The organism is Actinomyces sp. oral taxon 169 (assembly GCF_013394715.1).
Taxonomy (GTDB): Bacteria; Actinomycetota; Actinomycetes; order Actinomycetales; family Actinomycetaceae; genus Actinomyces.
On the sequence record NZ_CP058259.1, the window covers coordinates 1108270 to 1120775 of the forward strand.

Genomic DNA, 12506 nt, shown 5'->3' on the forward strand with positions numbered 1-12506 from the left:
TGGTTCTGCCCGTCACTGGGAGAGCCGAGGGCCCGCCCCGGCGTGCATCTGGTCACGACGCCGCGCCAGGGCTGGGGCGGGGCCCCGCCGCCACCTACACTGCTCGGCGATGACCACGCTGACCACCTCCGCCCCCGTTCTCGACGCCCGAGGCGGCCTGCCGCGCACCTACCATGTGCGCACGCTCGGCTGCCAGATGAACGTCCACGACTCCGAGCACATGGCGGGACTGCTGGAGAGAGCCGGCTACCTGCGCGTCGAGGACGTGCCCGAGGCCGCCGCCCGCGCCACCGACGCCGGTGACGGCGGGGCCGATGTCGTCATCATCAACACCTGCTCGGTGCGTGAGAACGCCGCCACCCGGCTCTTCGGCAACCTGGGCCAGCTCGCCGCCGTCAAGCGCGAGCGCCCCGGCATGCAGATCGCCGTGGCCGGCTGCCTGGCCCAGCAGATGGGGGAGGGGATCGTCGAGCGGGCCCCCTGGGTCGACGTCGTCTTCGGCACCCACAACCTCGACGTCCTGCCCGCCCTGCTCGAGCGCGCCCGGCACAACTCCGCGGCCGCCGTCGAGCTCGAGGAGTCCCTCAAGGTCTTCCCCTCCACCCTGCCCACCCGCCGCGAGTCCTCCTATGCCGCCTGGGTCTCCATCGCCGTGGGCTGCAACAACACCTGCACCTTCTGCATCGTGCCCTCCCTGCGCGGCAAGCAGCGCGACCGCCGCCCCGGCGACGTCCTGGCCGAGGTCGAGGCCGTCGCCGCGCAGGGCGCCATCGAGGTGACCCTCCTGGGGCAGAACGTCAACTCCTACGGGGTCGGCTTCGGGGACCGCGGCGCCTTCGCCAAGCTGCTGCGAGCGACCGGCGCAGTCGAGGGCATCGAGCGCGTGCGCTTCACCAGCCCCCACCCCGCCGCCTTCACCGACGACGTTATCGAGGCCATGGCCACCACCGAGGCCATCATGCCCAGCCTGCACATGCCCCTGCAGTCCGGATCGGACCGGGTGCTGCGCGCCATGCGCCGCTCCTACCGCACCCAGCGCTTCCTGGGCATCCTGGATAAGGTCCGCGCCGTCATGCCCCAGGCCGCCATCACCACCGACATCATCGTCGGCTTCCCCGGCGAGACCGAGGAGGACTTCCAGGCCACCCTCGACGTCGTCGAGCAGGCCCGCTTCGCCTCGGCCTACACCTTCGAGTACTCCCCACGCCCGGGAACCCCCGCCGCCGACCGCGACGACCAGGTTCCCACCGAGGTCGTCAAGGACCGCTACCGGCGGCTCGACGCGCTCGTGCGCCGCATCGCCCACGAGGAGAACGAGCGCCAGGAGGGACGCGTCGTGGAGGTGCTTGTCGCCGAGGGCGAGGGGCGCCGCGACTCGGTCACCGCCCGCATCTCCGGGCGCGCCGCCGACAACCGCCTCGTCCACGTCGCCCTGCCCGAGGGCCTGGCCGAAGACGACTACGCCGGCGGGGCTCCGCGCCCCGGCGACATGGTTACCGTGCGCGTTACCCACGGCGCCCCCCACAACCTCATCGCCGACTCTGCCCGCTGCGGACGCGAGCTGGACCCGCTCGCCTCGGCCGCCAACGAGGCCCTCAAGCCCGGCGACCGCCTCTGGCTCGACGGCGGCCCCGCCCTGTTCCAGGTGCGACGCACCCGCGCCGGAGACGCCTGGGAGCGCCGCCAGGCCGAGGCCTGCGCCACTCCCGAGCCCGACACCGCCCCGGTGAGCCTGGGTCTGCCCACCCTGCGCGTGGGCGCGCCGGTCTGACTGAATCCCACGTGAGGCTCTCTTCAGTGAATGAGTGCCCTTGTGTTCTGTACCTAGAGGTATGTACAGTTCTGGTGTCAGTTTCAGGAGGGAGCAGACTCGGGCGGCCGCCGTGCCTCCCGGGGGTATGTCATGGTGAGGTATGTACAGTTCTGGCGTGGACTCGAGAGAGAAGCTGGTTGAGGCGATGGCAGAGCTGATGTGGGAGCGTGGTTACAGCGCCACGAGCCCGCGAGCGGTTCGCGAGCTCTCCGGCGTCGGTCAGGGGAGCATGTATCACTACTTCCCGACCAAGCGGGATCTCGGGCTGGCAGCCCTGAATCACAACTGCCAGGTCCAGCTGGATTCCTGGAAGGCCGTGCTCCAGGACCTTGAGGACCCGCTCGAGATCCTCACCGCCTACCTCACCCTCCCGCGTGATCCACTCAAAGGCTGCCGAGTCGGTCGGATGGCCCAGGACAAGGCGGTAGTGGCTGATGACGGTCTTCGTCAGCCGGTCGCCGAGGCCTTCGCCCGGCTTCGCGAGATGCTGGCCGCTGTCATTGGCATGGCCAGGTCGCAGGGGCATCTGCCGGCAGACCTTGAGCCGGACCACCTGGCTCGCACGATGGTTGCCGTTGTTCAGGGCGGTTACGTCCTGGCCATGGCCGAGCAGGACAGGGCCCCGTATGACGCGGCCTGTCAAGGTGCTCTCGAGCTGCTCCGCGTAGCGGCCGGGACCGCCGGCGCGGCCCCTGGCGGCGACGGGTCCGCCTCCTCCTGATCCTGACAAGTCGGCGTCGGTGTCCGCCGGCGCCACCATTCACCGAAGGAGAAGGATCATGACTATTCGTATCGGTATCAACGGCTTCGGACGTATCGGACGCACCTACCTGCGTGCTGCGCTGGCCGGCGCAGCGGACGTCGAGGTCGTTGCCGTCAACGACCTGACCGACGCAGGCACGCTGGCCACGCTCTTGGAGTGGGACTCAGTGGCCGGGCACCTCGACGGCGTTGCCACCGACGGCGAGGATCTTGAAGTCGCAGGGCGGACCATCAAGGTCTTCTCCGAGCCGGACCCGGCCAAGATCCCCTGGGGTGAGGTCGGGGTCGACGTCGTCATCGAGTCCACCGGATTCTTCGTTGACCGGGATAAGGCCGCCCAGCACCTCAAGGGAGGCGCCAAGAAGGTCATCGTCTCCGCACCCGCCAAGGGCGACGTCCCCACCTTCGTCCTGGGGGTCAACGACGGCCAGCTGGATGTTTCCGCCGCCGACGTGTTCTCCAACGGATCGTGCACCACCAACTCCCTGGCCCCGCTTGCCAGGGTCCTCCACGACGCCTTCGGGATCGAGAGCGGTCTCATGACGACGATCCACGCCTACACCGGGGACCAGCGGCTTCACGACGCGCCTCACAAGGACCTGCGTCGGGCGCGCGCTGCCGCCGCCTCCATCGTTCCCACCTCCTCAGGGGCCGCCCGGGCCATCGGTCTGGTCATCCCCGAGCTCGACGGGCGTCTGACCGGTGCTTCCTTGAGGGTTCCGGTCCCGGTCGGCTCGATCACCGACCTCACCGTGGTCACCTCCCGCCCGGTAACGGTCGAGGACGTCAACGCGGCCTTCCGTGAGGCTGCCGATCACGGACCGCTGGCCGGATACCTGCAGTACTCCCAGGCGCCGATCGTCTCCCACGACATCGTTGGCAACCCGCACTCCTCGATCTTCGATGCGCCTCTTACCGAGGTGATCGACGGTCAGGTCAAGGTCTTCGGGTGGTACGACAACGAGTGGGGCTTCTCCAACCGCCTCGTGGAGTTCTCCCAGAGGATTGGTGAACAGCTCTGACTCGTGCTGCGCCTTGGATGCGGTGCGGTGCGGGCTCAGTGCCGATTCCGGTCGCACAGCCCGCATCCTCCGCATCCGACGGCGAACGATGGGAAAAGGGACGGGGGCCGTCTGAGAATCCTGTCTGTTTTGCGCTGACGGTGGAGCGGGCCGGGCTGCGCTGGGGAGCAGCCCGCAGGCCCCGCTAGGCTGGGAAGCATGCCCAGCTTCGACGCCAGCTCTGCTGCCGCCGCCACGGTCCCCAGGCCCGTGGACGTCGACCGTATCCACGAGTGCGTCAAACGACTGGGACTGCGCTACTTCATCGACGACGAGGGCGACATCGGCATCCCCTGGCGCTATGTCACCGTCCACGCCATCTTTCAGGACACCAGGGCCGTCCAGATGCGCGGGATCTGGCACCGCATCGCCGACACCGAGCACCTGACCCAGCTGCGCGCCCTGGTCGAGGACTGGAACACCACCCGCATCGGCCCCAAGGCCTACCTCACCGTCGCCGACGGCGGAGTCGTGCGTCTTCACGGCGAGTACACCTACCCCCTCGAGGCGGGAATGACGGACCGACAGCTCGAGGACTTCGTCTTCGGCGGCTGCCGGCTCATCGTCGCCCTCATGCACGAGGCCGAGGAGCAGTTCCCCGACGAGCTGCGCGGAAGCCTGGAGCCGTGATGCCCAGACTGCAACGCCTCACCGACTTCATCGCACGCCTCCTGGGCAAGGAGTGGGATGTGCGGGCGCTGGACCGCCGGCGCAGCAGCGGGCCGGTCGAGCCCCAGAGCCGACCCGACGAGCCCCCGACCATGTCGCCGTACGTCACAGGTCACGTGGAACCTTCAGCCTCAGGGGAATCAGCCGACTCAACCACTCCGGCCGACTCCAGCGGTCCATCGGAGCCGGCCAGGACAACCGCCTCGGCGCAGACCCTTGACGCCTCACGCAGCTGGTCGAGTACATCAGGCCGGTCGGAGGAGGAACCTGCAGCGGAAGGACCGGGCGCCGACCGCTCCTCGGACCTGGAGCCGGCCGACGAGGAGCCCCAGGCACTGACCCTGGCCCGGATCGAGTCCATGCTCACCGGCCCCATGGAGTACAACGTCCAGCTGACCGAGGACCGCGAGCACCCCTGCCTCCTGGGCACCTGGGACTCCTTCCCCTTCGTCATCGAGATTCCCGAGGGGCACGAGGGCTGGCTCCTGGTCTCCGGGGACTGGGAGGAGGCCGCCCCCGCCTCCCAGAGGGACGAGATCGCCGCCAGCGTCAACGACTGGAACCGGGACAAGTTCTTCCCCACCGTCGGCGTCATCGACACCCCCATCGGTCCGCTGGTGCGCGCCACCTATCTCACCGACCTGTCCGCCGGGGCCACCGACGCCCAGCTGCGCCTCCACCTGGACACGGCGCTGTCCGCATGCACCCAGGCCCTCAGCCTCGTGGGCCCCCTCCTGCCGGAGATCTGAGCCCTATGAGCCCAGCGTCCCCGAGCGCCCCCCGTCTGCCCAGACTCGTCATCGTAGGCCCCACGGCCACCGGCAAGTCGGCCCTGGCCCTCGACCTCGCCGAGAAGATACAGACCGACGAGCCGGAAACCCGCGCCGAGATCATCAACGCCGACGCCTCCCTGCTCTACCGCGGCATGGACATCGGCACCGCCAAACCCAGCCCCGCCGAGCGGGCCCGCGTCCCCCACCACCAGATCGACATCCTCACCGTCAGGGACCGGGCGTCCGTCGCGGCCTTCCAGCGCAATGCCCGCGGAGACATCGACGCCGTCGAGTCACGGGGCCACCTGCCGATCATCGCCGGAGGCTCCGGCCTGTACGTGCGGGCCCTGACCGACGACCTCGACTTCCCCGGCACCGACCCGGCCGTGCGCACCCGCCTGAGCGAGCGCGCCGAGCAGGAGGGAACCGCCGCCCTCCACGCCGAGCTGGCCCGCCTCGACCCGGCCGCCGCCGAGCGCGTCGAGACCTCCAACACCCGCAGGATCGTGCGAGCCCTGGAGGTCATCGAGATCACAGGCCGTCCCTTCTCCGCTTCCCTGCCCCGCTACGAGGACATCGCCCCCACCGTCCACATCGCCCTGCGCTGCGAGCGCCGGCTCCTGGATAAGCGCATCAACGAGCGGGCCCGCGCCATGTTCGACGGCGGCCTGGTCGAGGAAGTGGAAGCCCTCATCGACCAGGGCATCCGGGAGGGGGAGACCGCCCCGCGCGCCATCGGCTACGCCCAGGCGCTCGCGGTCATCGACGGGACCATGAGCGTGCCCGAGGCGGTCGACTCCACCGCCCTGGCCACCCGCCAGCTCGCCTCCCGCCAGATCAAGTGGTTCCGGCGTGACCCACGGCTGCACTGGATCGACGTTGCCCTCACCGAGGCCGGGCAGTGCACTGACTCCGAGCGCTCCCGGCTTACCCGGCAGGCATGGGAGCTCGTCTGCGCGCGTCGCGGCGTCGCTTAGGCTAGGGGCCATGCCGCACTCGACAGGTCTTCGCGGTCGTGAGCTCATCAAGGGCCACGCGACCCTCAACGACTTCCTCATGCTGGTCGACCCCGGCTGCGAGGTCGCCATCAGCGGCGCCGACATCGCCGCGGTCTGCGACCGCCACAGCGGCATCGGCGCCGATGGCTTCGTACGCGTCGTGCGGACCACCGCCTTGCCCGGAGCCGGGGCCTTCGCCGCCTCCGTGCCCGAGGCCGAGTGGTTCATGGACTACTACCGCGCCGACGGATCCGTGGCCGAGATGTGCGGCAACGCCGCACGCCTGTTCGCCCACGTCCTGGACCGTGAGGGGCTGTGCCCCATCGCCGACGGCGAGTCGGTCACCATCGGCACGCGCGGCGGGGCCCGCACCATCACCCGCCTGGGCGAGCTGTGGACCGTGGACATGGGGCCGGCCCGCCTGGCCAGCCCCGAGGAGGCCGACGACGAGGGCTGGGACACGGCCGTCGACGTCCCCGGCCTGGCCGGACAGCGGGCCGCCCTGAGCGTGGAGATCTCCGGCCCCCACACCGTCGTCGCCCTGGGGGAGGAGGGCGAGCTCGAGGCGGCCGCCTTCGCTGGGCTCACCGACTCCGCGGCCCCGGTCGCCTACGACCCCGCCCCCGAGGTCGGTACCAATCTCGAACTCGTGGTGCCGCTGGGGGAGGAGACCGACCCCGACACCCAGTCATCGGTGGGTATTGCCCGCGTGCGCGTCCTGGAGCGCGGCGTGGGGGAGTCCCTCTCCTACGGAGCGGGGTGCTGCGCCGTCGCCGTCGCCCTGCACGCCTGGACCGGTCCGGACGCTCCCGAGGACTACCGGCTGCTCGTCCCCGGCGGAGAGATCGGGGTCCACGTGGGCGCCGACCCCCTGGGCGAGGACGGCAGCGTGCTGCTGACCGGCCCGGCCACGATCACCGGGCGGGTCACCGTCGTCTGAGGTGCCTCAGACCCACCGCCACCCGCACTGCTCCCGGACGTCGCACCGACGCCACATCCGAGAAGAGAAACCGACCACCACTATGAGCCAGCCATCCACACGCTCTGCCGTCAGCACCATCCTGCCGACCGGCCTGATGCTCTTCGCCCTGTTCTTCGGGGCGGGCAACCTCATCTTCCCGCCCCTGCTGGGCGCCGCCTCGGGCAGATCCTTCATTCCGGTCATGGTGGGTTTCCTCGCCACCGGGGTGCTCATGCCACTCATCACCGTGGTCGCCGTCTCCACCTCCGGTGAGGGAATCCTGGGCCTGGCCCGCAGAGTAGGACCCCGATTCGGTGCCGTCATGCCTCTGGCGGTCTATCTGGCGATCGGCCCGCTCTACGCCATCGCCCGGGTCACCACGGTCGCCTACGAGCTGGCGACCCGCCCGGTGCTCGAGCTGCTGGGGATTCAGGACTCCCGTCTGGCCCTGCTGGTGCACGTGACGGTGTTCATGGGGGTGTCCTTCAGCATCGCCCGCAGCCCGAGCCGCCTGGCCGACCGCGTCGGGCGCTGGCTCACTCCTGCCCTGCTGGCCCTGCTGGCCCTGCTGTGCGGGGTCACCATCGTGATGTCGCCCAGGGTGGAGCGCGAGGCCATCGAGCCCTACGCGAGCGCTCCCCTGACCAACGGGCTGACTCAGGGCTACCTCACCATGGACGTCCTGGCGGCCACCGTCTTCGGCATCGTCGTCATCACCTCCCTGCGCGAACGCGGCCTGACCTCCCCTCGCGCCCTGGTGCGCGGCACGGTCCTGTCCGGTGGTATCGCCGCCGTGCTCCTGGGGCTGGTGTACGTCGGCCTGGCCGTCCTGGGGACGCGTACCCGCGGGCAGATCACCGTCGACACCAAGGACGGCACCGCGCTGCTGCGCAACGCGGCCTCCTCCACGCTGGGGACCTCGGGCGTCGTCATCTTCGCCGCCATCGTCATCCTGGCCTGCCTGACCACCGCCGTGGGCCTGATGGCCTCCTGGGCCGGCTACGCCTACACCGCCTGGCCGGCCGTCTCCTTCAACCGACAGCTCGCCGCCTGCGCGATCGTCTCCTTCACCCTGGCCAACCTGGGCCTGAGCGCCATCCTCAAGATCGCGGGACCGTTGCTGTTTCTGCTCTACCCCCTGGCCATCGCCCTGGTCGCCGTGACCCTGGTCGACGCCGTGGCACCCGGACGGCTCAAGGCCGCCTACCGGTGGTGCGTGACCACAGCCGGGATCCTCGGATCCGTGCCCGCCATCACCGCCGCCGGCTGGGATGGCCCCAGCAGGCTGCTGGCGAGAACCGGGCTGTGGAGCGACTCCACCGGATGGATCCCTCCGGCACTCCTCGCCCTGGGGATCGGCATCGTCCTGGACATCCGTTCCGGAGCCTGGTTCACGCCCGCCCCCGGGGAGCCTCCCAGCCGTGCTCAGCAGGACGTCGAGCACGCCGCGGCCTCGCAGCTGTGAGCGGTCCGGCACGCGGTAGCCTCTCGACGTGCCCACGCCTCACCCCCGCGACCCAGCCCAGACGCCGCGTACGAACCATGAGCGGCTTCTGCCGACGCTTCTCATCCCCGCCTTCGTCACGCTGCTGGCCGTCTCCTCGGTCAATGTCATCCTGCCGGCGGTCTCCCACAGCCTGAGCGCCGGCACCGCCGGGCTCCAGCTCGTCGTCTCCGGTTACGCCCTCGTCTTCGGGGTCGTCCTCGTCCCGGCCGGCCGCGCCGGTGACGTCATGGGACGAGGGCGGCTCTTCGTCATCGGCATGCTCCTGTTCGGCGCCGGTTCGCTCGCCTCGGGGCTGGCTCCCGACGTCGTCACCCTCAACCTGGCCCGTGTCGTCATGGGAGTCGGCTCAGGGCTGCTCAACCCGCAGGTGACCGGCATGATCCAGCAGTACTACTCCGGTGAGGCCCGAGGACGCGCCTTCGGGCTCTTCGGCGCCGTCATCGGGGTCTCGGTGGCGCTGGGGCCCGTACTCAGCGGCGGGTTCATCGGCTGGCTCGGGGACGACTGGGGCTGGCGCGCCTCCTTCCTCGTCAACGTCCCTCTCACTCTGGCCGGCGTGTGGGCCGCGCGCCGCTACCTGCCGGCCTCCGCCTGGTGCAGGGGAAGCGACACAGGCCAGACGGAACAGGCGGACAGCCCCGACGGTGATGCTGCCGGGGCCGCCCACCGCGGCGGAGTCGATCTCGACCCGGTGGGGATGGGGCTGCTCGCCGTCGGCACGCTGCTCATCATGATCCCCTTCATGGAGGCCTCGGCCGGCACCTGGATCTGGGGCCTGGAGGCCGCCGGCATCGGCGTCATCGGCGCCTGGGTGGCCTGGGAGAAGCGCTACCGGTCTAGGGGCGGCGCCCCCATGGTCGACCTCAGCCTGCTGGCCATCCCCTCCTTCGCCTACGGCAGCCTGGCCATCGCCGTGTACTTCCTGGGCTACACCAGCGTGTGGATCATCGTGGCCCAGTACGTCCAGGCCGGCCTGGGATCCACCGCGCTGGCCAGCGGCCTCATCGGAGTCCCGGCCGCCCTGGCGGGATCGGTCGCCGCCGCCGTCGCCGGCCGCCGGGTGATCCGGGTGGGGCGGGCCATGGTGCTCGGTGGCATGGTGCTGGGCATAGCGGGGCTGCTGGCGAGCATCGGCATCATGCACATGCACGCGCGCGCGGGGTGGAGCCCCTGGTGGCTGACCCTCACGCTGCTGGTGCTCGGAGTGGGGCAGGGCCTCGTGGTCTCCCCGAACCAGACCCTCTCCCTGGCCGACGTCCCCCTGGAGTACGCCGGGGCCGCGGGAGGCATCCTCCAGACCGGTGAGCGCATCGGCACATCCATCGGCATCGCCGTCATCACGGGCCTGACCTTCCGCGTCTCGCACTCCTCGGGCTGGGAGGCCGCCGCCCAAGCCGGCCTGCTGGCCGTCGTGGCCACCATCGCCGTCGCCGCCGGGGTCGCCGTCATCGACCTGCGCCTGGCGAGGCGACGACGCCGGTAGTCGGGCGGGCCCCGTCCGGACACGGCCCGGCGGTGTGTTAGTCGTGCCGGCGGCGCACTCGCAGGACCCTGAAGCCCTTCGAGGAGGCCATTCGATTCACGTCCCAGCCCTGGTTACTCAACCAGGTCGCCAGGGAGTCGGCTCCCAGGTTCTTGAGCACCACCAGCCAGGCCTCGCCGTCGTCGGACAGCAGCGCCAGCCAGTCCAGCAGCAGGGCGTGCAGGGCCTCCTTGCCGATGCGCACCGGAGGGTTGGACCAGATGAGATCCACCGGCGTCGAGCTCTGGCGCAGCTCGGCCAGCAGCGCGTCGGCCGGGGCGGTCCGCACGTTGTCCAGGCCTGCGGCAGCGGCGTTGCGTGCGGTCAGGGCCAGGGAGCGCTCGTTGACATCGGTGGCCAGGACCTGTGCCTGCGGAGCGGCCCCGGCCAGGGCCAGCGTGATCGGCCCCCATCCGCAGCCCAGGTCAAGGAATGTGCCGGTCTGGGCCGGATCGGGGACGTGATCGAGGAGGACCTGGGTGCCCTTGTCGAGGCGGTCGGCGCTGAAGACGCCTGAGGCCGTGACCACCGTGTGCTCGACGCCGCGGATCGAGAAGCGGTGGCTGCGCTCCTCGGCATCGACGGCGGGGGAGGTGGTGAAGTAGTGCTCGCTCACGCCCACCAGGCTACCCGGGCTCTGCTCGTCGACAGAGGGAGGAAAGCAAGGCGGTCATCAGTCCGCTGCCCCCTTGCCAGGCGAGGAGTGCCGAACTTGCGAGACGCGGCATTATGATAATACGGTCCATGTCTCCATGGGGTGCGGACGGTAGGAGAGGGATGTTGTCATGAGCCGATACATGGCTCTTGCAAAGGCGCTCAGCGGCTGGGCAATCTTGACGTTGGGGGTGACTCTTTCGATAGCGATCGCACAGGCTGTCGGATCCAGGACTGAGACCGGACCTGCATTCATTCGCGTGTCTCAGGCAGTTCTGGTCACATTGTTCGTTGTTCCCGCGATCGTGGCTTGTCGTCGTCTCCTTGACCGCAGGACTCTCGCCGGGATGGGCCTATCACGTCACTGGCCCGCCGCGGCCGCGACCGGGGTGGCCGTCGGTGTCGTGACCGGGGCTGTTGTGTGGACACCCGTGTTCTTGATCGGCTGGGCCCGGTTCGATCACCTCGAACCGGCGGCGCTCGCAATCTTCCTCGCAGTCAACGCGGTCGTCCTGCTACTGTACGAGGCATTGCCGGAGGAGATCGCGCTGCGCGGCTACGGGTGGTCGACTCTACGGGAAAGTTGGGGCCCGCTCGCGGCCACCATGACGATCACGGTTCTCTTCTGCCTCAGTACGGCGTTGAGCAATCTGATTCGAATGACGTCAACGCTCGTTCTAGGGGGCGGAACGACGGGCTTCTCTCTGGCGCCGAGCGGTAACGACCCCTTTTTCTACATAGTTTTGCTGTTCGTCTTCGGCCTCACACTGGTTGCGGCCCGACGGATCCCACTACCGGGTGCGCTCACCTCTGCGATCGCCTTCCATCACACGTTTCTCACCATCAACCGCGTGCTTCTGGGCGGTCTTGGCTGGATCGACTCCGGGGTCGGGATCGAGTTCGCCACGCCCGAGGTGGCCGGGATCAGCCTTGTGCACGCTGCGCTTGCCGGAGCTGTCTTCATGGTGGTGCGGCGGTGGCTGGAACGCCGCACAGCGGTTGTATCGAGGCGGGTAGCCTGATGTGATGACGATGTGCTACCGGACCTTCCGACACGGGGTCGGAAGGTCCGGTAGCACATCGGAGAAGCCAACGGGAGGTGCCTCCGGCGCCGTCGTCGGAGCCCTCACCCCGAACATCGAGGTCTACGTCCTCGGGGAGATTCTGCGGGGCCTGGCCGCCGGGGCCATGGCCACAGGTGTGGCGATCATCGGGGCGCTGCGCGTTTCCAGCCCCTGGTTCTGGCCCGGAGTCGCCGGCGGGACCGCACTGGTGCTCTGGTCCTGCTCCCGCGTCCTGCCTGCAGGGACCCTGTGCCTGGCGGTCGGCCGGCGCGCGGCATCGCCACCCTGATGTGGGTGTGCGCCTTTTTCCTGACCCTGGACTACCTGGTTGCTCCCAGCGCCCACGATGTCCTGGACATGACCCCGACCCAGGTCGGCTGGGCGCTCACCGCAGGCGGTATCGGCTGGTCGGTCGTCGCGCTTGTCTGCGGGGCCCATCCGGCGCGGGAACCGAAGGCCTACCGCCGCCGCACCACGCTGGCCGCGGCCTTCGTCGCCCCCACGGCATCCGGTGTCGAGACGGACCGGCTGTGGCCGACACTCATCTTGCTCGCCGTGGGGCTCCTCCTCACCCCGCTGCTGGCCCGACGCGCCGCCCGAGTCGGTGGGTGGCCCCACGCGCCCGCGGGCAGTACCATCGCCCCCATGTGGATCCTTCGTATGCGCTGAAACGGCGGCCGGCGCCGCTCCCCGCCAGAACATCGCGCCCCATCGGAGGGGCG

The 12506-nt window shown here is 69.9% G+C and carries 13 protein-coding genes; 12 read left to right on the plus strand and 1 reads right to left on the minus strand.

Going from position 1 to position 12506, the window contains the following annotated elements; genetic code table 11:
• The first annotated feature begins 109 nt into the window (after window positions 1-109).
• From miaB to HW274_RS04820, 9 genes are all read left to right on the plus strand, one after another.
• On the plus strand, window positions 110-1771 hold the full coding sequence (gene miaB, locus HW274_RS04780; protein WP_185989332.1) for a tRNA (N6-isopentenyl adenosine(37)-C2)-methylthiotransferase MiaB: 1662 nt from the start codon (window positions 110-112) through the stop codon (window positions 1769-1771).
• A gap of 142 nt (window positions 1772-1913) precedes the next feature.
• Window positions 1914-2534, plus strand: coding sequence for a TetR/AcrR family transcriptional regulator (locus tag HW274_RS04785; protein ID WP_185989333.1), 621 nt, complete (start codon window positions 1914-1916; stop codon window positions 2532-2534).
• 58 nt (window positions 2535-2592) lie between these two features.
• A complete protein-coding gene (gene gap, locus HW274_RS04790; RefSeq protein WP_185989334.1) occupies window positions 2593-3597 on the plus strand; it encodes a type I glyceraldehyde-3-phosphate dehydrogenase in 1005 nt (334 codons plus the stop codon).
• A 198-nt stretch (window positions 3598-3795) separates the two neighbouring features.
• Complete coding sequence (locus HW274_RS04795) at window positions 3796-4266, plus strand: YbjN domain-containing protein (RefSeq protein WP_004565218.1); 471 nt, start codon at window positions 3796-3798, stop codon at window positions 4264-4266.
• Complete coding sequence (locus tag HW274_RS04800) at window positions 4266-5054, plus strand: YbjN domain-containing protein (RefSeq protein ID WP_185989335.1); 789 nt, start codon at window positions 4266-4268, stop codon at window positions 5052-5054. The genes HW274_RS04795 and HW274_RS04800 overlap by 1 nt, the downstream gene beginning before the upstream one ends.
• Window positions 5055-5059: 5 nt before the next feature.
• Window positions 5060-6055 (plus strand): tRNA (adenosine(37)-N6)-dimethylallyltransferase MiaA, encoded by a 996-nt coding sequence (gene miaA / locus HW274_RS04805; protein ID WP_185989336.1) that lies wholly within the window; start codon window positions 5060-5062, stop codon window positions 6053-6055.
• 10 nt (window positions 6056-6065) lie between these two features.
• The gene (locus tag HW274_RS04810) at window positions 6066-7016 is read left to right on the plus strand and encodes a diaminopimelate epimerase (RefSeq protein WP_185989337.1); all 951 of its coding nucleotides are present in this window, start codon (window positions 6066-6068) and stop codon (window positions 7014-7016) included.
• Between the two features lie 82 nt (window positions 7017-7098).
• Entirely contained in the window at window positions 7099-8502 is a 1404-nt protein-coding gene (brnQ, locus tag HW274_RS04815; RefSeq protein WP_075255111.1) for a branched-chain amino acid transport system II carrier protein, read from the plus strand.
• A gap of 28 nt (window positions 8503-8530) precedes the next feature.
• Window positions 8531-10027 carry an MFS transporter gene (locus tag HW274_RS04820; RefSeq protein ID WP_185989338.1) on the plus strand — a complete coding sequence of 499 codons (1497 nt, stop codon included), beginning with the start codon at window positions 8531-8533 and terminating at the stop codon, window positions 10025-10027.
• A gap of 37 nt (window positions 10028-10064) precedes the next feature.
• Here HW274_RS04820 and HW274_RS04825 read toward each other — a convergent pair whose 3' ends face one another.
• Window positions 10065-10682, minus strand: coding sequence for a class I SAM-dependent methyltransferase (locus HW274_RS04825; protein WP_075255138.1), 618 nt, complete (start codon window positions 10680-10682; stop codon window positions 10065-10067).
• Window positions 10683-10851: 169 nt separating this feature from the next.
• Between HW274_RS04825 and HW274_RS04830 the strand changes: the two genes are divergently transcribed.
• Genes HW274_RS04830 through HW274_RS04835 form a run of 3 tightly spaced genes read left to right on the plus strand, consistent with a single transcriptional unit; the run spans window position 10852 to window position 12453 of the window.
• Complete coding sequence (locus HW274_RS04830; protein WP_185989339.1) at window positions 10852-11742, plus strand: hypothetical protein; 891 nt, start codon at window positions 10852-10854, stop codon at window positions 11740-11742.
• 4 nt (window positions 11743-11746) lie between these two features.
• Window positions 11747-12073: a hypothetical protein gene (locus HW274_RS12790; RefSeq protein ID WP_260679190.1), complete on the plus strand. Its 327-nt coding sequence runs from the start codon at window positions 11747-11749 to the stop codon at window positions 12071-12073.
• A 5-nt stretch (window positions 12074-12078) separates the two neighbouring features.
• Window positions 12079-12453 (plus strand): hypothetical protein, encoded by a 375-nt coding sequence (locus HW274_RS04835; RefSeq protein ID WP_260679191.1) that lies wholly within the window; start codon window positions 12079-12081, stop codon window positions 12451-12453.
• Window positions 12454-12506: the final 53 nt, after the last annotated feature.